This window comes from Arthrobacter sp. NPDC057009, from assembly GCF_042673905.1.
Classification (GTDB): Bacteria; Actinomycetota; Actinomycetes; order Actinomycetales; family Micrococcaceae; genus Arthrobacter.
Genome location: NZ_JBHUSB010000014.1, coordinates 12869 through 33321, shown reverse-complemented (window position 1 = coordinate 33321; position 20453 = coordinate 12869). Strand labels below are relative to the sequence as shown.

The 20453-nt window shown below is 67.0% G+C and carries 15 protein-coding genes; 8 read left to right on the top strand and 7 right to left on the bottom strand.

The window, feature by feature from the left end; translation table 11 throughout:
* Positions 1 to 31: 31 nt before the first annotated feature.
* From ACFTR6_RS15005 to ACFTR6_RS14980, 6 genes are all read left to right on the top strand, one after another.
* Entirely contained in the window at positions 32 to 1804 is a 1773-nt protein-coding gene (locus tag ACFTR6_RS15005; protein ID WP_377958477.1) for a dihydroxyacetone kinase family protein, read from the top strand.
* On the top strand, positions 1801 to 2271 hold the full coding sequence (locus ACFTR6_RS15000; RefSeq protein ID WP_377958476.1) for a ribose-5-phosphate isomerase: 471 nt from the start codon (positions 1801 to 1803) through the stop codon (positions 2269 to 2271). Before ACFTR6_RS15005 ends, ACFTR6_RS15000 begins: the two co-directional genes overlap by 4 nt.
* Positions 2255 to 3100, top strand: coding sequence for a triose-phosphate isomerase family protein (locus ACFTR6_RS14995; protein WP_377958475.1), 846 nt, complete (start codon positions 2255 to 2257; stop codon positions 3098 to 3100). The genes ACFTR6_RS15000 and ACFTR6_RS14995 overlap by 17 nt, the downstream gene beginning before the upstream one ends.
* The gene (locus ACFTR6_RS14990; RefSeq protein WP_377958474.1) at positions 3097 to 3915 is read left to right on the top strand and encodes a sugar phosphate isomerase/epimerase family protein; all 819 of its coding nucleotides are present in this window, start codon (positions 3097 to 3099) and stop codon (positions 3913 to 3915) included. The genes ACFTR6_RS14995 and ACFTR6_RS14990 overlap by 4 nt, the downstream gene beginning before the upstream one ends.
* A 1-nt stretch (position 3916) precedes the next feature.
* On the top strand, positions 3917 to 4777 hold the full coding sequence (locus tag ACFTR6_RS14985; RefSeq protein WP_377958473.1) for a phosphogluconate dehydrogenase C-terminal domain-containing protein: 861 nt from the start codon (positions 3917 to 3919) through the stop codon (positions 4775 to 4777).
* A 349-nt stretch (positions 4778 to 5126) separates the two neighbouring features.
* The gene (locus ACFTR6_RS14980) at positions 5127 to 7475 is read left to right on the top strand and encodes a SulP family inorganic anion transporter (RefSeq protein ID WP_377958472.1); all 2349 of its coding nucleotides are present in this window, start codon (positions 5127 to 5129) and stop codon (positions 7473 to 7475) included.
* Between the two features lie 94 nt (positions 7476 to 7569).
* On the opposite strand, the gene ACFTR6_RS14975 is transcribed toward ACFTR6_RS14980, so the two are convergent.
* The 4 genes from ACFTR6_RS14975 to ACFTR6_RS14960 all read right to left on the bottom strand — a co-directional run bounded on the left by ACFTR6_RS14975 (position 7570) and on the right by ACFTR6_RS14960 (position 13899).
* Positions 7570 to 8949 (bottom strand): MFS transporter, encoded by a 1380-nt coding sequence (locus ACFTR6_RS14975; protein ID WP_377958471.1) that lies wholly within the window; start codon positions 8947 to 8949, stop codon positions 7570 to 7572.
* 51 nt (positions 8950 to 9000) lie between these two features.
* The gene (locus ACFTR6_RS14970) at positions 9001 to 10476 is read right to left on the bottom strand and encodes an NAD-dependent succinate-semialdehyde dehydrogenase (protein ID WP_076799791.1); all 1476 of its coding nucleotides are present in this window, start codon (positions 10474 to 10476) and stop codon (positions 9001 to 9003) included.
* Between the two features lie 50 nt (positions 10477 to 10526).
* Positions 10527 to 11777, bottom strand: coding sequence for an iron-containing alcohol dehydrogenase (locus ACFTR6_RS14965; RefSeq protein WP_076799792.1), 1251 nt, complete (start codon positions 11775 to 11777; stop codon positions 10527 to 10529).
* A gap of 154 nt (positions 11778 to 11931) precedes the next feature.
* Positions 11932 to 13899, bottom strand: a complete 1968-nt coding sequence (locus tag ACFTR6_RS14960; protein WP_377958470.1) for a helix-turn-helix domain-containing protein — start codon at positions 13897 to 13899, stop codon at positions 11932 to 11934.
* A 220-nt stretch (positions 13900 to 14119) separates the two neighbouring features.
* Between ACFTR6_RS14960 and ACFTR6_RS14955 the strand changes: the two genes are divergently transcribed.
* Complete coding sequence (locus ACFTR6_RS14955) at positions 14120 to 14557, top strand: hypothetical protein (RefSeq protein ID WP_087871940.1); 438 nt, start codon at positions 14120 to 14122, stop codon at positions 14555 to 14557.
* Between the two features lie 31 nt (positions 14558 to 14588).
* On the opposite strand, the gene ACFTR6_RS14950 is transcribed toward ACFTR6_RS14955, so the two are convergent.
* Positions 14589 to 18032 carry an SNF2-related protein gene (locus tag ACFTR6_RS14950; RefSeq protein ID WP_377958469.1) on the bottom strand — a complete coding sequence of 1148 codons (3444 nt, stop codon included), beginning with the start codon at positions 18030 to 18032 and terminating at the stop codon, positions 14589 to 14591.
* A gap of 258 nt (positions 18033 to 18290) precedes the next feature.
* On the opposite strand from ACFTR6_RS14950, the gene ACFTR6_RS14945 reads away from it, so the two are divergent.
* Entirely contained in the window at positions 18291 to 19169 is an 879-nt protein-coding gene (locus ACFTR6_RS14945) for a hypothetical protein (protein ID WP_076799801.1), read from the top strand.
* Positions 19170 to 19218: 49 nt separating this feature from the next.
* On the opposite strand, the gene ACFTR6_RS14940 is transcribed toward ACFTR6_RS14945, so the two are convergent.
* Positions 19219 to 19812, bottom strand: coding sequence for a DUF5655 domain-containing protein (locus ACFTR6_RS14940; RefSeq protein ID WP_377958468.1), 594 nt, complete (start codon positions 19810 to 19812; stop codon positions 19219 to 19221).
* Positions 19813 to 19868: 56 nt separating this feature from the next.
* On the bottom strand, positions 19869 to 20393 hold the full coding sequence (locus tag ACFTR6_RS14935) for a hypothetical protein (RefSeq protein WP_377958467.1): 525 nt from the start codon (positions 20391 to 20393) through the stop codon (positions 19869 to 19871).
* Positions 20394 to 20453: the final 60 nt, after the last annotated feature.

Below are 20453 nucleotides of genomic sequence, written 5' to 3'. Positions count from 1 at the left end.
ACCAGCCAAGAGCCACCTCAGGAGAAACCGCATGACCCGCCTGTTCAATGAACCTGCAGCGTTTGCTGATGAGATGATCGAGGGCTTTGTTGCCTCGCATGGCCGGTGGGTGCGGCGTGTTTCCGGCGGCGTGGCCCGCAGCACGAGGAGCACCCGGGACACGGTGGCCTTGGTGATCGGCGGCGGTTCCGGCCATTACCCGGCGTTCGCGGGTCTGGTGGGCCAGGGGCTGGCGCACGGCGCGGCGATGGGCAATCTCTTCGCGTCCCCGTCGGCGCAGCAGGTTTACAACGTGGCCAAGGCCGCGAACAACGGTGCCGGGGTGCTGCTGGGTTACGGCAATTACGCCGGTGACGTGCTGCACTTCACGCAGGCCCAGGACAAGCTCCGCGCCGAGGGGATTGACTGCCGCAGCATCGCCGTGACCGACGATGTTTCCTCCGCCCCGCTGGCCGAGCGGCACAAGCGCCGGGGTATCGCCGGCGACCTGACGGTCTTCAAGGTCGCTGCGGCCGCCGCGGAGGCAGGGCATTCGCTGGACGCCGTCGTGGAGATTGCCGGACGTGCCAATGACCGAACCCGGTCCTTCGGCGTCGCGTTCTCCGGCTGCACCCTCCCGGGCGCGGAGAACCCGCTGTTCACCGTCCCGGAGGGACGGATGGCCGTGGGCATGGGCATTCACGGCGAACCGGGCATCGATGAAACAGGCATTCCGACGGCGGATGAGCTCGCCGAACTGCTTGTGGGCAAGCTCCTCACCGAGGTCCCCGATGGCCTTGCGTCGCCTGGCGACACCAACAAACGTGCGCGGGTGGTGCCGATCCTGAACGGCCTGGGCTCGGTGAAGTACGAGGAACTGTTCGTGGTGTACCGCCGCGTCGCCCAGCTCCTGGCCGAGGCCGGCGTGGAAGCGGTGGACCCGCAGGTCGGCGAGCTGGTGACCAGCTTCGACATGGCCGGCACCTCGCTGACCCTGTTCTGGCTCGACGCCGAACTCGAAGAACTCTGGAACGCCCCGTGCGACGCGCCGGCCTTCCGCCGCGGCGCTGTCACCGCACAGGCTCTGAGCGCCGAGGAACTCGCCGCCACGGACACCGAGACCACGGTGATCCCGGACGCCACCGAAGAGTCCCGCGCCGCTGCCGTGCGGGTCCTGGCCGCCCTCGGCGCCGCGAAGGACGTCATCGGCGCGAACGTCGAGGAACTGGGCCGGATCGATGCGATCGCCGGCGACGGCGACCACGGCATCGGCATGGAGCGCGGTGTCCGCGCAGCCGTCGAAGCCGCAACGGACGCCGTCGAACGCGGTGCCGGCGCCGCCACCACCCTGCACCTGGCCGCCGACGCCTGGGCCGACCGGGCCGGCGGCACCTCCGGTGCCCTGTGGGGCATGGCCCTGCGCGCGGTCGGGGACGCGATCGGCAACAGCACCACGCCCGACGCCGGCGCTGTCGCCGCCGGGGTGGCGGAGGCCGCCGCCTCGATCATGGGCTTTGGCAAGGCCAAGGTGGGCGACAAGACCCTCGTGGACGTGCTGGTTCCGTTCCGCGACGCCCTGTCCGCCGCCGTCGCCACCGGGCATTCGCTCACCGACGCCTGGGGGACGGCAGCCTCCGCCGCCCAGCAGGCCGCGGAGGAAACCGCGAACCTGCTGCCCCTGATGGGCCGGGCACGCCCGCACGCCGAGAAGAGCCTGGGCACCCCGGACGCCGGCGCCGTTTCCATGGCACTGATCGTCCGCGCCATCCACAACACCCTCGCCGAGGCGAAAGCCGCAGCAACCACCACGAAGGAGAACGCATGAGCGCCAAACTGCGCCTGGTCGTCGGTTCCGACGACGCCGGATTCGAGTACAAGGAAGCCCTGAAGGCGGACCTGGAGGCGTCCGAACTGGTCGAGTCCGTGCAGGACGTCGGGGTGGACGCCACCAGCCACACCCCCTACCCGTCCGTGGCCATCGCCGCCGCCGAACTCATCGCCGCCGGCAAGGCAGACCGTGCCCTGCTGGTCTGCGGCACCGGCCTCGGTGTGGCGATCGCGGCGAACAAGGTCCCCGGCGTCCGCGCTGTCACCGCCCACGACTCCTTCTCCGTTGAGCGTTCCGTCCTGTCCAACAACGCCCAGGTCCTCACCTTCGGCCAGCGCGTGGTGGGCCTGGAACTCGCCCGGCGCCTCGCCAAGGAATGGCTCACCTACACCTTCGACGAAACCTCCGCCTCGGCCGGGAAGGTCACCCTGATTAAGGACTACGAAGGTGTCACTTCCTGCTAACCCCGTCACCGGTTCACCCCGGCCGCACGCCAATGGGCCCAGTGCCATCATCGGCGTGAGCCTGAAGATGTACTTCGGGTACGAACGCACCCTGGACTGGTGCCGGGACGTGGCCCGGATAGCCTCGGCCCACCCGGCCGTGCGCAGCGGCGACATTGAACTGTTCGCCCTGCCGGCCCACCCGGTCCTGCCCGAGTGCGCGCGGATCCTCTCCGCCGACGGGGCAGCCGCGGGCGCCCAGGACATCTTCTGGGAGGACGAGGGCGCCTTCACCGGCGAGGTCAGCGGCAAGATGGTCGCCGAAACCGGCGGCCGGTACGCCGAGGTGGGCCACGCCGAACGGCGCCGGATCTTCGGCGAGGACGACGACGTGATCGGGCTCAAGACCGCTGCGGCCTACCGCAACGGCCTCACCCCGGTGCTGTGCGTGGGCGAACCCGGCCGCGGGACCGCGGCAGACGCCATCAAGCACTGCATCCGCGAAATCGACGGAGTCCTGAACCGGGCTGAAAGCCTCGCCCGCGCCGGCCGGACCATCGTGGCCTACGAACCGCAGTGGGCCATCGGCGCCCCCGAGCCCGCCTCCCCGGAGTACATCAGCGAAGTCATCACCGGACTCGACGCGCACCTGCGCAGCCGCGAAGGCCAGGCGGACAGCCGGGTCATCTACGGCGGCAGCGCCGGTCCCGGCCTGATCAGCCAGCTCGGCCCCGCCGTCACCGGACTGTTCCTGGGCCGCTTCGCCCACAACCCGGCAGCCGTGAAGGACATCCTGGACGAAACCGCGGCACGCCTCGGGCTCCTGGAACCTGCAGGGGGCCGGGCATGAACGCCACAACCGGGCAGGGCTCAAAAATCGGGCTCAGCAGCTACGCGTTCTTCTGGCAGCTCTCGGACCGGGTCTCCCGTCCACTGAGCATCCACGAGGCGCTGGAGCGGACCGCGGAACTGGGTGTGGACCTGTTCCAGATCTGCGACTATGCGCCGCTGGAAACCATGACCGACGAGGAACTGCAGGCCGTAAAGGCCACCGCCGACTCGCTCGGAATCAGCCTGGAGGTGGGCACCAAGGGCATCCGGCCCGAGCACCTGCGGAAGTTCCTGCACATCGCCAGGATCCTGGGCGCACCCCTGCTGCGGACCATGTTCAACACCCCCGGGCACACCCCGACTGCGGACGAGGCGGTGGAGATCTTCACCCAGGTCCTGCCCGGGTTCAAGGCGGCCGGGGTGAGGATCGCCATCGAAACGTACGAGCAGGTCCCAACCTCCCGCATCCTGGAGGTCGTGGACCGCGTCGGAAGCCTGTATCTGGGAATCTGCAGCGACCCGGCCAACACCGTGGCCGCCCTGGAGATGCCGCGTGAGGTGATCGACGCCGTCGCACCCCACGTGCTGAACATGCACATCAAAGACTTTGCGTTCAGCCGCAAAGAGGGGTGGGTCGGGTTCACGTACTCCGGCGCGCCGCTCGGGGAAGGACTCCTGGATTACGACTACATGGTCCGGAAGCTTCAGCCCAAAGAAAGAAACATCAACCAGATCGTCGAACACTGGCTGCCATGGCAGGACTCCGAGGACGAAACCATCCGCCTCGAAAACCAGTGGACCCAGCAAAGCCTCGATTTCCTAAGGAGCAAATGAAATGTCTGCAGAACAGTTGACCGTCGCCGTTATCGGAGCCGGAGGCAAGATGGGGATGCGCGTTTCCCGCAACCTCCAGAAGTCCAGCCACGCCGTGTTCTACTCCGAGAACTCACCCGCCGGCCAGGAGCGCGTCCGCGCCGAAGGCCGTGAAATCACCGCCACCGACGACGCTGTCAAGGGCGCCGACGTCGTGATCCTCGCCGTTCCGGACACCGTCCTGGGCGTCGTGTCCGAGGGCGTCGTCCCGCAGATGAAGTCCGGCGCCATCCTGCTCACCCTGGACCCGGCCGCCGCCTACGCCGGCCTGCTCGCCCAGCGCGAGGACGTCGTCCAGGCCGTGGCCCACCCCTGCCACCCGTCCGTGTTCCTGGAGCGCACCACCAAGGAAGAATGGGCCGACACCTTCGGCGGCGCCGGCGCCCCGCAGAACGTCGTCGCCGCGATCGACGAGGACGCCGCGGAGGCCACGAAGGCTGCCGCCGAGGCCACCATCCGCGTCATCTACGCCCCTGTGATCGACGTCCACTGGGTCACCGTGAAGCAGCTGGCCATCCTCGAGCCCACCCTTGTGGAGACCGTGGCCTGCATGATCGGCACCCTGCTCAACGAAGCACTGCACGAGACCGTCCACACCGCCGGCGTGCCCGAGGAAGCTGCCAAGGCCATGCTGTTCGGCCACGTGCAGATCGCCCTCACCAACGCGCTGCGCGGCTCCAACCCGTTCTCCGAGGCCTGCGAAATCGCCATCCAGTACGGCAAGGACACCATCATCAAGGACGACTGGAAGAAGATCTTCGACGACTCCGAACTCGACAGCGTCATCGCTAAGATGCTCAAGCTCGACGCCGTCAAGCGCTAAACACCGCCTGCCGGTACCGGCCGAACAGCAGTGGATCCATCCCCCGGGGATGGGTCCACTGCTGCGTTAACCAAAAGTTTTCCTGGGCACTCCGTGCCGGTTGGTGCCGGAGGACCCGTGTGACTTGAATGGCAGTCCATTTTCCTCCCTATGCAGAAAGCCCTAGCGCCACGGCAAACCCTCCCTGTCGGGGCACTGCGGCATTTATGCAAACGAATGGATTAGTCGCCTACTTTTCGCTTTATGTCCCGCCTGACCTCGTGTTTCTTCTCACGGGCGGTACCCTTGCGGCCCGCACTCCGCCGTTAATAGCGTGGATCAGGACCCTTCGAACGAGCTAAGGACTGATATGCCCTCGCGAGCCGCCACGGATCCAGATTCCATCCACCCCGGCAGGAGCCGGATACCGGTCCTGGGCCGCCTGACAGCGGGCCTTCGCTGGGATTTGCCGGCCTCCCTCGTGGTGTTCCTCGTGGCCGTTCCGCTGTCGCTCGGCATCGCGGCTGCGTCGGGCGCGCCGGTCATGGCCGGGCTGATCGCGGCCGCGGTCGGCGGCATCGTGGCAGGCAGCCTGGGTGGCGCCCCGCTGCAGGTCAGCGGGCCGGCCGCCGGACTGACGGTCATCGTCGCCGGCCTCATTGAGCAGTTCGGCTGGCCCGTCACCTGCGCCATCACCGTGGCTGCCGGTGTCCTCCAGGTACTGCTTGGAATGGCCAAGGTGGGGCGGGTTGCCCTCGCCATCGCGCCAGTGGTGGTGCATGCGATGCTTGCCGGGATCGGCATCATCATCGTCCTGCAGCAGCTGCACGTCATGCTCGGCGCCGAAGCAGGCGAGGCCGCACTGCACAACATCCTGGCGCTGCCGGACACGCTCGCCGTCCTGGATCCGCAGGCCGCGTTCCTCGGGGCGGTGGTGATCGCCCTGCTCGTCGGGTGGAAGTACATGCCCGCCGCCGTCCGCCGGGTTCCCGGGCCGCTGGTCGCCGTCGTTGCCGCGACACTGCTGTCGCTGCCGTTCAATTCCGACGTCGACCGGATCACCTTTGATGGTTCGCTGCTGGACGCACTCTCCCTTCCGCACCTGCCGCAGGGGGAGTGGACCGCCATCGCGGTGGGCGTGGTCACCATCGCCCTGGTGGCGAGCGTGGAATCGCTGCTGTCCGCGGTCGCCGTGGACAAGATGCACCACGGCGAGCGGACAGATTTCAACCGCGAGCTTTTCGGCCAGGGTGCCGCCAACGTGACCTCAGGCATGCTGGGCGGCCTTCCCGTCACCGGCGTGATCGTGCGCAGCGCCACCAACGTGGAAGCAGGGGCCCGGACCCGCAAGTCCGCCATCCTCCACGGCATCTGGGTCCTCGTCTTTTCGCTGCTGCTGGCGGGAGTCATCCAGCTGGTGCCCAACGCCGTGCTTGCCGGGCTGCTCATCATGATCGGCATCCGGCTCGTAAAGGTTGCCGACTTCCAGACGGCACGGGTCACGGGTGACCTGGCCGTCTACGCCGCCACGCTGCTCACGGTGGTGTTCGTGAACCTTCTGGCCGGTGTGCTGATCGGGCTGGCGTTGGCCGTGCTGCTGGTCCTGTGGCGCGTGGTCCGCGCCAGCATCCACGCGGAGCCCCTCGGCGGAGCAGCCGAAGGCCGCTGGCGGGTGGTCATCGACGGTTCCTGCACGTTCCTTTCGCTTCCGCGCCTGAGCAGGGTGCTGGCTGCGGTGCCGCCGGCCGCCCATGTCACGGTGGAGCTCGACGTCGACTACCTCGACCACCCCGTCCACGACACCCTGGAGGCGTGGCGCGTGCGGCACGTGAACAACGGAGGCAGCGTCGACATCGAGGAAACCGGCACTGCCACGCTCCACGCGGCCTTGGCGGGAACTCCTGCGCGTGGCTCGTCGCGGTCGGCGCTGCGAGGCGGGTTCGCGCCGTGGCGGAGCTGGCAGCGGGATGGCTTGCCGCTCGGTACAGAGGCAGCCGGGGCGGACGTAGCGGAGGGCGTCCCGGCGCCCGTGCGGTCGGTGCTCAGCGGCGTGGACAGCTACCACCGCCGGCATGCCCACCTGCTCCGCCCGCACGTCCAGGAGCTGTCCACGTTCCAGGACCCGGACACCCTTTTCCTCACTTGCGCAGACTCCCGTCTGGTGCCCAACCTGATCACCAGCAGCGGCCCCGGGGATCTCTTCACGGTCCGGAACGTGGGCAACGTGGTGGGAAGTGACCGGCTTGAACCGTCGGTGGAAGCATCCCTGAAATTCGCCGTCAATGAGCTCTCGGTCAAAAACGTGGTTATCTGCGGCCATTCCGGCTGCGGCGCCATGACGGCCCTGCTCGCCGGACCCGCCCCAGACCAGAAACCGGGGGACCGCAGCCCGGAAGGGCAGGAGGAACGTTGCCCCGTGGAGTCCTGGCTGGACCACGGCATGCCAAGCCTGCAGTCGTTCCTCACAGGACACCCCGTCCAGGTGGCAGCGGAGCAGGCCGGATTCGGCGCGGTGGACCAGCTGGCCATGGTCAACGTGGCTGTGCAGCTGGAACGGCTGCAGCAGCACGGCACTCTGCAGGACGCCGTCCGGAGAGGTGATCTCCACGTGACGGGCCTGTTTTATGACATCGCCACGGCAAGGGTCCTGCAGGTCACGCCCACCGGCATCAGCCACCTTGATCCTTTGCCGCACGCCGGGGAGCTGGCGCCCGCCTGACCGCTGATTCCCGCCTGGAGAAACAACCGGCGGCATTGGCAGTGCACACACTGCCAATGCCGCCGTTTTTTCAACTTGTGGGTGCCGGAATCCTCTAGCGGACACCGGCCTTGTCAGCTGCGTCCTTGGAGGCAGCGGAATCCATCCGCTCCGCCGCTTCGAGGCGGCCCCGTACCCGCTTCACGGTTTCCGGTGCCAGGATGGCCGAGACAACGGTGATCACGCCGATGACGCTGAAGTACAGGATTACCCAGCCGGGTTCGCCGTTGCCTGCGTTGAGCAGGGCCACGGCCACCAGCGGGGCGATGCCGCCAGCCAGGACCGAGCCGAACTGGTAGCCCATGGAAGCGCCGCTGTAGCGCAGCTTGGTGGAGAAGAGCTCAGCGAAGAAGGCAGCCTGCGGGCCGTACATCGAGTTGTGGAAGACCGCGAGGCCGATGATGATGGCCAGGGTTGCCAGCAGGGCGCTTCCGGTGTCCGTCATGACGAAGTACAGCGGGAAGAACAGCAGCCCACCGATCGAGCCGAACAGGTACAGCGGCTTCCGGCCGATCCGGTCGGACAGGGCGGCCCAGAGCGGCACGGCGATCACGCCGATGGCGGAAGCGATCAGAACCGACATGGAGCCCTGGTTGGCACGTTCCGGGCCGAAGGTCCGCATGATGTAGACGACGGAGAAGGTGGTGTACAGGTAGAAGGCGGAGTTTTCGGCCAGGCGCATGCCGACCACCAGCCAAACGCCCTTGGTCTCCTTCTTCAGCGCCTCGCCCAGCGGGTTGTGGGCGGTCTGCTTCTTCGCAATCAGGTCCTTGAAATCCTCGGAGTCCTCGAGCTTCGCCCGGACCACCAGGCCCACAACGATCAGAAGCACGCTCAGCAGGAACGGAATACGCCAGGCCCAGGCGTCGAAGACGTCAGCCGGAACGCTGCCCTTGACGGCGAGGACTGAAGCGTTGGCGAGCAGCATGCCCGCCGGGACGCCCATCTGGGTGAAGCTGCCGAAGAATCCGCGGCGGCCTTCCGGAGCGTGTTCAGTGGAGATGATTGCTGCGCCTGCCCATTCGGCACCGGCGCCGAAGCCCTGCATCAGACGCAGGACGGTCAGCAGGATGGGGGCCCAGACACCGATCTGTGCGTAGGCGGGGAGCAGGCCCATGGCCAGGGTCGCGAAGCCCATCAGCAGCAGCGAGAGCACCAGCATCGGCTTGCGGCCGATCTTATCCCCGTAATGTCCCGCGAACATGCCGCCGAAAGGCCGTGCCACGAACCCGACCGCGTAGGTGAGGAACGCGAGCAGAAGCCCGGTGGCGGGGTCCTGTTCGGGGAAGTAAAGCCGGCTGAAGACGCCGGTGGCTGCCAGGAGGCCGAAGATGTAGTAGTCGTACCACTCGATGGTGGTGCCGGCGAAGCTGGCAATTGACACGCGCCAAGGCACACGGTTTGCGGTGCCTGTCTTGGATGCAGAGAGCGTCATGGATCTATCTTTCGAAGGTAAAGGGGAATGGAGGGGCCGCGGGTGACCGGGTCACCAGTCGACGGCGATGTACTTGGTTTCGGTGAAGTCCAGCAGGCCCTGGTGGGCTCCTTCGCGTCCCAGGCCGCTTTGCTTGACTCCGCCGAAGGGCGCAGCCGGGTCCGAAACGAGTCCCCGGTTCAGGGCCACCATGCCGCTTTCGATGCGCTCGGACACCCGCAGCCCCCGGCGCAGGTCTTCGGTGAACACGTAGGCAGCCAGGCCGTATTCGGAGTCATTGGCGGCCGCGATGACTTCGTCTTCGGTATCAAAGCCGATGACCGACGCCACAGGTCCGAAAATTTCCTCGCTCACCATGCGTGCATGCAGCGGCACATTCGTCACCACAGTGGGCGGGTAGTAGTAGCCGTTCCCTTCGGGCAACTGCCCGCCGGTGAGGAGGCGCGCACCCTGGTCGAGAGCATCGCGCACCAGGGCGTCAACCTTCAGGACACTGGCCTCGTCCACCAGGGGCCCCACCTCGGTGGAGGGGTCTGTGCCCGGTCCGACTGCCAGGGCTGCCATGCGGCTCGCGAGGCGGCTCGCGAACTCCGCCTGGATTCCGCGCTGGACGTAGATCCTGTTGGCTGCCGTGCAGGCCTGGCCGCCGTTGCGCATCTTGGCGATCATGACGCCGTCGATCGCCTTGTCCAGGTCAGCGTCCTCGAACACCAGGAAAGGTGCGTTGCCGCCCAGTTCCATGGAGCATTTGAGCACGTTGTCGGCCGCCTGGCGCAGCAGGTGCCGTCCGACGCCGGTGGAACCGGTGAACGAGAGCTTTCGGACGCGGGGGTCTGCCAGGATCGGTGTCATGACGTCGCCCGTCCTGGCGGTGGTGATCACGTTGACGACGCCGGCCGGGACCCCGGCGTCGACCATCAGTTGGGCGATGGCCAGCGAGGTCAGGGGCGTCAGGGTGGCCGGCTTGAGCACGGCAGTGCAGCCGGCGGCAAGCGCCGGTGCCAGCTTGCGGGTAGCCATGGCGGCGGGGAAGTTCCACGGAGTGATCAGCACGCACACGCCGATCGGCTGGTGCTGCACCAGGATGCGGTTCGCCCCGGACGGCGAGATGGAAACATCTCCGATGATCCGGACTGCCTCCTCGGCGTACCAGCGGAAGAACTCGGCGGCGTATGCCACCTCCCCGCGGGCGTCAGGCAGCGCCTTGCCGTTTTCCAGGGAGATGAGGTGCGCCAGCTGCTCGCTGCGCTCGGTCATCAGCTCGAAGCAGCGGCTGAGGATTTCGGCGCGGCGCCGGGGCGGTGTGGCAGCCCAATCCGGGAAGGCGGCTGCGGCAGCATCGACGGCGGCCAGGCCGTCCTCGACGTCGGCATCCGCGATGGCGGTGATGACGGTCCCGTCGGAAGGATTGGCGACGTCGACGGTGCGGCTGCCGGCGGCGTTACGCCAGCTGCCGTCGATGAGCAGCTGGCGGGGGACCGCCAGCTCGTCGATGTCGAGGGGTTCGTGGGCGGAGAGAAGTGTCATGGGGATCCTCAGGTATTGATCAGGCAGTGGCAGTGTTTCTGCGAAGAGTTTCAGGCGATGGTGCGGTCGCCGGCGTACGCGGCCTGCACGATGGCGGTAACGGACTCGAGGTCGAGCGGCACCGGGTTGTTGTCAATGAGCCGCTTGGAGTTCAGCGACAGCCTGGCAATCTGGCCAAGGTCGCCCTCCTGTACCCCGAGGTCCTGAAGCGTGGCAGGCAGTTCGATGGTGGCGATGATTTCGTCGATGGCCTCAACGCCGGCGATGGCCGCGCTTCGGGTGTCCATGCCCTTGATGTCGCGTCCAAGCGCATCGGCAACCTGTGCCAGCTGCGGTTCGATCGCGCGGAAGTTGTGGCGCACGACATAAGGGAGCAGCAGGCCGACGCCCACGCCGTGCGGCGTGTGGGTCAGCGCCCCGACGGGGTACTGGATCGCGTGTGCCGCTGCCGTTCCGGCGTTGCTGAGCACTATGCCGCCGTAGAGTGCGGCCAGCATCATGTCTGCACGGGCATCGGTGTTGTCCGGGTCCTTGTACGCGGTGGCCAGGCTCCGGCCCAGGAGCCGGATCCCGTCCAGCGCGAGGGAGTCTGTCAGGACATTCTTGCCTACGAACACGCGCTCGTTCGCGAGCGTGCGGGTTGGTTCCCGGGTTACCGCGGTAAACGACTCGACCAGGTGGACGAAGGTGTCGGCGCCGGTGGCCGCGGTCAGTGACGGCGGGCAGGTGTAGGTCAGTTCAGGGTCGCAGACCGCGGCGAAGGGGATGATGTGGGGGCTGGAGATGCCCATCTTCATGCCGAGGGCGGGGTCGGAAACCACGGCGATCGCCGTCGCTTCCGAGCCGGTGCCGGCCGTGGTGGGCAGGGCGATGACGGGCTTGACGGGGCCGGGAACGGCGAACTCGCCGTAGTAGTCGCTGGGCTGGCCGCCATGGGTCAGCAGCACCGAGACCACTTTGGCCATGTCCATGCAGCTGCCGCCGCCGAAGCCGATGACGACGTCGACCTTGTGTCCCTTGAGCTCGTCGACGCAGGCCATGATGCCGGGCGTGGGCAGTTCGGCCTCGGTTTCTCCATAGACGCGGACGGACAGCCGCCGGCTTTCAAGACTTGTGACCAGGGCCCGCAGTTCGTCGGAGGCGGCCAGGCGGGGGTCAGTGCAGATGAGGACGGTGTCGCCGAGATCGGCTGCGATATCGGCGATAGCAAATCGCTGCTGGGCACCGACGACGATGTTCCGCGGCAAGCGCAGGACGCCGAAGGTTGCGGGACGGATGCCCGCTGCATGCGCACACGACATTGTGAATGACTCCTAGGAAATGGGGATCTTGGCTACCGGAAAGGTGCCGCAGATCTCATGGTTCCAGAGCCGTGTGGTGTTCCCTATGGAAGTTCCTGCCATATTTGGGGGCTGAACATGTGGGAACACACCACACCCCTGCGGGCGGTGGAGGTCAGGACCCGTTGCTGTTGAGGCCGGCGGATTTCAGCCGCCACAGCCGGAGGGCCACGTGCACGTCCAGCGATCGTCCGCCCCGGCGCCAGCCAGTGCCAAGGACGGTGTCGATGCGCTCCAGCCGCTGACGGAGCGTGTTGGGATGGATGTGGAGTGCCTCGGCCGCAGCCGTAGCGGACGCGTCGTTCTCCAGAAACGTCCATGCCGTCAGGACCAGCTGGGTTCCGCGGCGGCTGTCGTAGTCCAGCAGGGGTCCGAGCTGGGCAGTCAGCAGTTGGGTAGCAAAGGGGCTGTCCATGGCGCCCAGCAGCATCCCGGCGGTGCCGAGGGCAGCCCGGTCGGCGGCCTCGCCGTCGCGGGACAGTGCCCGCAGCGCGCGCAGCACGGCGTCGGCTTCGGCATGCGCGCCCGGCAGCCGGGAGAACCCGGCCACCGCCTCTGATGACCCAACGCTTGCCTCGATGCGATGCTGCCTCAGGGTATCGACGAGCGATTGCCCGTTGTCCTCGCCACGGTCCCGACGGTGACTACCGCCACGGCGCACAGGCGGTTCAATGACGCACAGATGCGATTCGTGGAGGGCAGTGATACCAGGCCTGTCCTGGGCTTGCTGCTTCAACACGGCGAGTGCCCTTTGTCGCTGGTCCTCCCGGACATCCACCACACGGACCACGAGCGGGATGTTGTCCGCCAGGCCGAATCTTCCGGCCCGCCGCTTCAATGCTTCCGTGTCCCCGGAGCGCGGATTAAGGAGTTCATCGATGAGCTCCAGCTGCAGCCGGTACTGCGCGTCCTGAAAGGTTCGTTCAAAGAGCAGCGCCGCGCTGAGGACCAGGGCGCTTCGCTCCAGCACGGCAAGCCGGTCCTGACTGAGATGCCCGGCTACGACCAATGACGCAAGGTGCTGGTCGCCTGCAACCGCGGACATCACTGTGTACTGGCGGCCTTTGACTGTGAAAGGCACGGGCAGTGACCGCTTGGCAGAGAGCTCCGCCGCACTCAGCGCAGCTGGGTTTCCAAAATCCGGGTTTGTGCCCAGCCCTGCCACGGTTTCGCCCATGGGCGAAACCACGGACACTTCGCTCTCCATCGACTCGGCCAAAAGCAGCATGAGGTTGGGCAGGCTGTTGGCGGACGCCAGGGTTTCCATCAGCCTCTGGTCGAGGGAGGAAAGCTCTTCCAGCGCCTTCACATGGGCAAGGTTCTGCTGCTGCGCCTGGTCCAGCCGCGCCAGGGCGTTGGCCATTTCGGTGAAGTGACGCGCGTTCTCCAGCGCCACCGCGGCGTGGGTGCCAATGGATTCCATCAGGGTGATGTCGTCGCTGCTGAAGCTGTGCGCATACCGGTCCGCGACGAGCAGCGCGCCGATGACTTTGCCCTCGGCCCGCAAGGGGACGCCCATGATGGCCTTGACGCCCTCTGCCGCCACCGCCGCGTCACTCGACTCGAGGTGGGATTTGGTCTGGTCGCTCAGGTAGTCCGCGGATTGTGAGGGGGCTTCACCGGTGGCCACGGCACCGAGGACTCCTTCGCCCAGGGGCATCCGGATGTTCCGGAAGAGGGCCGTGGCAGCCCCGTCCGTCACCCGAATGTACGACTCGCCGGAGTCGTAGTCGTTGAGGCTCAGATAGGCAATGTCGCTGCCGATGAGCGAGCGTGTTCTGCGGACGATGGCCTTCAGTACCGCCTCAACGTCCCGGATGCCGGTGAGGTCGGTGGCGGTGTCGTAGAGGACGCGGAGCAGGCCCTCCCGCCGGCTGGCCTCGCGGAGCCGGGCATTGAGGCTGCGGGCAGCTGCTGCCATCCCCTGATCGATGGCGTTCTCCGCCTGCATCGCTGCCAGCTGTGTTTCCAAGGCTTCGGCAGAGATGCCATCCCCGAGAAGGGCGAGAAGCCGCCCCAGGGCCTTCCCATCCGGGGAAGGAACGGCGCCGGCGCGGACGGGCTGACGGTCTTGGGCACCCATAGGGCCAATGCTAATGTCTGCCGCCGGCCAACATGTCGTGGCGTCCGGCCTGCGTACCGCAGCCCGGAGACGGGTAGCCGCTGCGGCAAAGACGGGTAGCCGACCCCCGTGACTTGGTTGCAGGGGCGCGCGTTGAATGGTCTGACACCCGCCGGGGTACAGACAGGGTAGCGGGGAACAGCGCAACGACGGAGGAAACGAACATGGAACGGTGCAGGCCATGAATTCCGGGCTGGCGGCGGCAGCGGGCTTCGCGGGAACCCTGCCGGGATCCATCCTGCTCACGCTGGGGCAGGCCGTGGTGGTGGTGTGCGCCTGTTCGGACATGGTGCGCCTGCTGTACGTGCAACGCTCGCGCAGAAGATACCTGGCCAACACCGTCTTCCGCACACTGGCACCGCTGGCGATTCTGGCCACCGCCGTCAGGGCGCTGCTCGACGCTGCCTCCGGCGTCTGGCCGAACGTCACGGCCGGCATGTTTGTGCTGGTGGTCCTGATCTACCGGTGGCGGACCGACACCGACGAGGACAGTTGGTGGAAGGGCAAGGGCAAGGCGCTGGGGCGCTGGTTCAGCAAACGGATGGCCTTTGGGCTGCGGCCTGCCACGGCCACCGCGATGCAGGCCGCCGCAATGCGGGAGGGCCTGCCAGTCCGGTAATGGGCTCAGCCGCAGCCGCCTCCCGGGCTACTCAGTCGTTGAAGAGCCCTGCCAGGTCCTCGGCCGTGAGTGTGCCGCTGGAGAGGGCATCGCCCTCCATCACATCGGCGAACAGCTGTGACTTCTTGGCCTTCAGGGCCATGACCTTTTCCTCGATGGTGTCCTTGGCCACCAGCCGGTACACCATGACGTTCCTGGCCTGGCCGATGCGGTGCGTGCGGTCCACGGCCTGGGCCTCCGACGCCGGGTTCCACCAGGGGTCGAGCAGGAACACGTAGTCCGCCTCGGTCAGGTTGAGGCCGAAGCCGCCGGCCTTGAGGCTGATCAGGAACACCGGGGCCGTGCCGTTCTTGAACTCATTGACGACGTCGGAACGGTTCCGGGTGCCGCCGTCGAGATAGCAGAACTCGATGTTCTCCTCGGTGAGGCGCTCGCGGACCTTGCCCAGGAAGCCGGTGAACTGGCTGAAAATGAGCGCACGGTGGCCCTCCGCCACGAGGTCCTCCAGCTGCTCGAACAGCACGTCCAGCTTGCTGGACCGCACGCCGGACAGCGACTCGTCCACGAGCGAGGCGTCCAGGCTGAGCTGGCGCAGCAGCGTGAGCGACTGGAAGATGGTGAACCGGTTCTTGTTCACGTCCTCGATCAGGCCCAGGATCTTCTGCCGCTCGCGCTGCAGGTGTGTCTGGTAGACCTTCTGGTGCCGCGGGTTGAGCACCACCTCCAGCACCTGCTCCTGCTTGGGCGGCAGGTCCTTGATGACCTGTTCCTTGGTGCGGCGCATCATGAGCGGACGGACCCGACGGCGGAGCTTGTCCAGTTGCGCCTTGTCGCCGTTTTTCTCCACCGGCCTCTGGTAGTACTCGGCGAACCGCGAAGGACTCGCGAACAGCCCCGGCGCGACGATGGAGGTCAGCGCCCAGAACTCCATGAGGTTGTTCTCCAGCGGCGTGCCGGTGATGGCCAGCTTGAATGCCGCCGGAAGCTTCCGGGCGCACTGGTAGGCCTTGGACTGGTGGTTCTTCACGAACTGGGCCTCGTCCAGCACCAGCCCGGCCCACTGGCGCCCCGCGTAGGACTCGTAGTCGATCCGGAACAGCGCGTAGGACGTGATGACGACGTCGGCCCCGGCCAGGGCTTCGGCGGGGTCCGCGCCGCTCTTGGCAAACGTCTCGCCGACGGCGCGGACAGTCAGGCCGGGCGCGAAGCGGGCGGCCTCGGCCTCCCAGTTGCCCACGACGCTGGTGGGGGCCACCACCAAAAAGGGCGTGCCGCCGTCGTCCTGTTTGGGATTCAGTGTTGTGGCGTCCGCCGTTTTCGCGTCCGCCGTCTTGGCTTCAGTGGAGGACGCGGCGTGCTCCTTGGCCGCGCACATCAGGGCCAGCGCCTGGACCGTCTTTCCCAGGCCCATGTCGTCAGCGAGCACGCCGCCGAGGCGGTGGCGGTACAGGAAGCTCAGCCAGTTGTAGCCCTCCAGCTGGTACGGGCGGAGCTCGGCGTTGAGCGTCGCCGGCAGCGGCAGGCCCTGGACGCCGTCCTCCAGCAGTCCGCCCACCGCCGCGCGCCAGGCAGCCGCCTGCTCGTCCACGATCCCCAGCTGGGCAAGCTCGTCCCACAGGCCGGCCTGGAAGCGGCTGATCTGCAGCGGCGCGTCCTTGTTGTCCTGCAGACTACGCGCCTCATCGATCAGGGCCCGCAGCTGGTGCAGCTCCGGAAGGTCGAGTGAGAAGTACGCGCCGCTGGGCAGCAGCATCCGCGTCTGGCCGGCGGCGAGGGCGGAGAAGAGGGCCGCGAAGGAGACCGGCTGGCCCTCGAGGGTGATCACGATGCCAAGGTCGAACCAGTCGCGCTGGTCGGTGGCCTTCGTGGAGATCGCCACCACCGGCGCCTCCCCGGCCTCCCGGTAGTCCGCAATGTCGCCGGAGGTATCGACGTCAACGCCGGGCGTGGCCTTCAGCTTGGGGAGGACCTCCTCCGTGAAGGCCAGCGTGTCCAGCCCGCTCAGCTCCGCCGTGGCCGCGAGGCGCGGCGTGCCCCAGCCGCCCGTGGCGGACTCGGCCAGCTTGGGCACCACGTCCCAGGGCTGGCCCACCGCCTCCAGGATGCGGGCCTCGGCCGGATCGTCCCGGTAGCCGTGGTCGCCGGGGTGGCGCCAGAGTGGCTGGGCAGTGACGATGTTGCCCGACTTGTAGTGCCACTCCCAGTGCAGGCGCACCCGGTGGTCGGTGCCGTAGTTGGCCAGCAGCGACAGCGTCGGGATGGCGAGTTCGGGCAGCTCGACGGATTCGTCCGCCGCCGTCACGCGCGCGGTCTGCTTGAGCTTGGGGTAGAAGCCGGTGAGGAAGCGCCCCTCGTCCCGTGCCGGGATGTGCAGCGTGCTGCCCGCGGTGACGAAGGCCAGCAGCTCCTCGCTCAACCCGCTTTCCAGCGGGGCAAGCGTGATCACCTCGTCCGCGGCGACCCCCGGCAGCGAGTCCCCGCCTGAGGTGAGGAAGATGCCGTGCGCCGGGCGCCCGATGGTTCCCACCGACGCCGGATCAACCTCGGCGCCGTCGACGGTAATCGTAGAAGCGAGCTCCAGGCCCCCTTCCTGGGCATCACTGCCGTAGCGGCCCAGGTTCAGGCCCACCGCCGCCAGCTCCGCCGCCACCTTGACCGGCTCCTGGCCGCGGCTGTGCACCAGCGCGACGCCGATCTGCCGGGCTTCCTCCAGCAGGCTCCACAGATTCTTTCCCGCGAAGGTGTTCAGCCCCAGCCAAGGGGCGGACGACGACGAATACGTCCGGTTTGCGCCGGAGGTGTGCGCGGCGAGGAAGGTTTGCATCCACTCCACGTGCGCCTGGTTGCACTCGCGCTTGAAGCCCAGGTAGCTCAGGGTGTTCCACGAGACATCGCCACGGATCCACTTTCCCTTGGCGCCCATGATCACCGGGCGGGCCTTGAGCTGGCGGACGCTGCGGAGCGGGTCCCGGCGGCCTGTGTAGGAGAAGTGCGGGGCGGGTTCCTCCACCTCGAACTGCAGGGCAAGCGGGGTGCCGCCGCTTGGCTGGGCAGGGCCCGCCTGCGAGATCAGGGGGCTGAGCGCCTGCTCCCAGTCCGAGAGTGCCGGGACCGACTGTTCTCGCGACACCCTTGACACGTCGGCGGGGGACAGCAGCTGCACCCTGACAGCCGGGTTGTCCTCGGCGGCGAACAGCAGCGCGGCCACGTGTTTGCAGTCCTTGCGGACAGGGCAGCTGCAGACGCCCACCGTGCAGCTCCAGCCGCCCCCCTTCCGGACGAGTTTGGCGGTGGTGGAATACGGCACCTCGGCACCGCCCCGGACCTTGCCCAGCATCAGGCCGGTGCCGGCGTCGAACGAGATTCCCGAAACGCGGCCGCCCATGGCATAGGCGAGCCCGGCCGCGAGGGAGCGGTCGTTGATCGCGGGGGTTTGGATTGCCAGTGCCGCACTGTCGTCCGGTTGGGAAGGCATGGGGTGCGCGCTACTTTCGGCAGGTCGAGAATCTGCAGGTTATCTGATCCATCTTAGTCCGGCGGAGGGGGCTCTCAAATTTGCCGCCGCCCGCCGTCGGGCTCTCTTGTGGCGGTCCTGCCGGAGTCCTGATGGTGCCCCTAACAATGAGGCGCAAACTTCGCCTGACGTTCACTTCGCCCTAAACCTCCGGGCTGCCGGCGGCACATACGTTGAAGGGGTCCCGAGCACCACCGGCTTCTGCAGTAAGGATTTCCCATGACTTCCAACGAATACCCCGTTGTCCTGACCGTCGAAGGCGCCGCAGGCGGCCACAGCGGCAGCGATGCAGAGACAGTTGATTCGAATGTTGCCGTGGTGAACACCATGTACCAGGAGCTGCTAGGTGCGGGTGAGATCGCCCCCAACGCCCTGCGCAGCTATTTTGTGGACTTTTACCTGACCCAGTCACTCGGTGGCGGCTTTGCACAGTATGTCTTCACCGCTCCGGACCGTGAGGAGTTGGACGCGTACATCCGTGAGGGCCTGGAAAGCATGGGTGCCGCCGGACACGTTGACCTCTTCGACCGCACCGTGGACGCCTTCGACTCCCTGTCGGAGGAGGAGACGGACATCTACCTGGACGGCGTGCCTGACGGCGGTGAATCTGATGAGGATGGCGTGCTGCCGGAACGCGTGCAGGCCATGGAGGACCTCGACGCCGAATTCGAATCGCTCCTTGAAACGGAGGACATTGTGGCGCTCAATGCGGCGTGGCTGCGCGGGCAGGAAGGCCTGCTGGTCCTGAACGACGACGAGCTCACCGCCCACATCGCCAAGCGCGTGGCGGCGCTGCCGGATCTCGAAGAGCGGCGCGCCGAGGCCGAAGAGGAGGCTCTGGAGAACGCCCCGGAATTCGAGGTCATCATCCGCGAGCTGTGCGACATCGCCGGGTATGAGCTGCAAAAAATCACCATGGGCGACCCGAATTACGACCACAACGGCGAGACGGTGCTCGCCTGGCGCTTCAGCACCGACCACGGCGACTTCCTGATGATCGAGGACGACGACGAGGCTTTCATGCTGAACCCGGACACCAAGGAAATAGTGGCCGCCGTCGAGTTCGAAGAGCTGGACGGGGACCTCGTGGAGGCATAGCGGAGGGCGGCGCAGCCGGTATTTCCCGGTGCCGGCTCGACCGGCGGCGTCAGCTGTTTTGCCCGAGCGCCGTCTCGAGGAAGTCCAGCATTTCCTGGTCCACCTGGTCCTCCGAGGTGAGCCGGACCTTCCGGTCGAAGACGTCGCCCTCGCGGACTCTGACCGCCTTGAGGCGCTCCCCCACGGGCGCCTCAAGGCGGAGGGTCACATCCACTGCCGTATTGTTCGCGCGGGTCACCTGCGCGAACTTCCGGCGGCTGCTGTGCAACGACACGTAGCCTTTGCGCATCTGGATGTCCACGCCCGGATGGGCTGCGGCCCATGCCAGGAGGGTGTTGGCGATGGGCCGCAGGTTCGGGTGGTCCCTGTACTGGCCATCAAGGAGTTCGTCGGCGTCCCGCAGCATGAAATCGGGGTAGCCGAACATCTCCCAGGACACGGCGTACTGGGCGTAGCCTGTGATCCCGTGCTCGCCGCGCATCCAGTCGCGCAGCTCGGCGTCGTTCTTCACCCCGGCGGAGCGTCCCTGCTCCGCCCACCAATGGACGTCATGTCCTGACTTCCGCAGCAGCAGTGCCTGGTTGCTGTCCACCATGGACTTCCAGGTTCCGGCCGTTGCTGTCAGATCGTATGGATTCGCCATGCTCCGATGGTAGTGCCGGCGCCCCGTGGAGAGGCGCCGGGCCCGTACCTGGAGGTTTACTTGATCATCTCCCCGTCAGGTGCCACGAGGTACCAGACGTTGCCCACGCCCTGGCCTGTCACGTCACCGGGAGCCTTGTCCTTCTCCCACAGGTAGACGGGCATGCCGTTGACCGTCACCTGCTTCTTCCCGTCAGGCGTATCAATGGTGCCCACCGTTCCCGTCACGCCCTCAACCTTGGGGGTGTCAGTTGCGGAAATCACCGGAGGCCACGCCACGAGGCAGTCGCCCGTGCAGTTGCTCTTGCCTGAATCCTTCACGTCCTTGGTGAAGTAGTAGACGCTCATGCCCTTGCCGTCCACCACGATGTCCCCCTTGCTGGAGGATGCAACCTTCAGGTCCACCATGGCCGTTTCACTGGCGGTTGCCGTCGTGGTTTCAGTGGTCGTTGCCGTTGGTGATTCAGTGGCCGGCGGTGCTGCGGCAGTTGTGGTGGTGGTTGTGCCGGTTCCGCCGCCGCAGGCTGTGAGTGAGGCGGCAAGGGCCAAAACTGCGAGGCCAACGCTCAGTTGCTTGTTCATGTGCTGCTCCTTGGCTCGGGCCGGCAGACTGGGAGACCGGCGCTATTTGGAATGACGCAC

Excerpts from the sequence above, each read along its gene's own strand:
- ACFTR6_RS14945 (WP_076799801.1), top strand. The coding sequence starts at position 18,291 with ATGACTTCCAACGAATACCCCGTTGTCCTGACCGTCGAAGGCGCCGCA.
- ACFTR6_RS14950 (WP_377958469.1), bottom strand. The coding sequence starts at position 18,032 with ATGCCTTCCCAACCGGACGACAGTGCGGCACTGGCAATCCAAACCCCC.
- ACFTR6_RS14960 (WP_377958470.1), bottom strand. The coding sequence starts at position 13,899 with ATGGGTGCCCAAGACCGTCAGCCCGTCCGCGCCGGCGCCGTTCCTTCC.
- ACFTR6_RS15005 (WP_377958477.1), top strand. The coding sequence starts at position 32 with ATGACCCGCCTGTTCAATGAACCTGCAGCGTTTGCTGATGAGATGATC.
- ACFTR6_RS15000 (WP_377958476.1), top strand. The coding sequence starts at position 1,801 with ATGAGCGCCAAACTGCGCCTGGTCGTCGGTTCCGACGACGCCGGATTC.
- ACFTR6_RS14970 (WP_076799791.1), bottom strand. The coding sequence starts at position 10,476 with ATGACACTTCTCTCCGCCCACGAACCCCTCGACATCGACGAGCTGGCG.
- ACFTR6_RS14935 (WP_377958467.1), bottom strand. The coding sequence starts at position 20,393 with ATGAACAAGCAACTGAGCGTTGGCCTCGCAGTTTTGGCCCTTGCCGCC.
- ACFTR6_RS14985 (WP_377958473.1), top strand. The coding sequence starts at position 3,917 with ATGTCTGCAGAACAGTTGACCGTCGCCGTTATCGGAGCCGGAGGCAAG.
- ACFTR6_RS14955 (WP_087871940.1), top strand. The coding sequence starts at position 14,120 with ATGAATTCCGGGCTGGCGGCGGCAGCGGGCTTCGCGGGAACCCTGCCG.
- ACFTR6_RS14975 (WP_377958471.1), bottom strand. The coding sequence starts at position 8,949 with ATGACGCTCTCTGCATCCAAGACAGGCACCGCAAACCGTGTGCCTTGG.
- ACFTR6_RS14965 (WP_076799792.1), bottom strand. The coding sequence starts at position 11,777 with ATGTCGTGTGCGCATGCAGCGGGCATCCGTCCCGCAACCTTCGGCGTC.
- ACFTR6_RS14980 (WP_377958472.1), top strand. The coding sequence starts at position 5,127 with ATGCCCTCGCGAGCCGCCACGGATCCAGATTCCATCCACCCCGGCAGG.
- ACFTR6_RS14940 (WP_377958468.1), bottom strand. The coding sequence starts at position 19,812 with ATGGCGAATCCATACGATCTGACAGCAACGGCCGGAACCTGGAAGTCC.
- ACFTR6_RS14990 (WP_377958474.1), top strand. The coding sequence starts at position 3,097 with ATGAACGCCACAACCGGGCAGGGCTCAAAAATCGGGCTCAGCAGCTAC.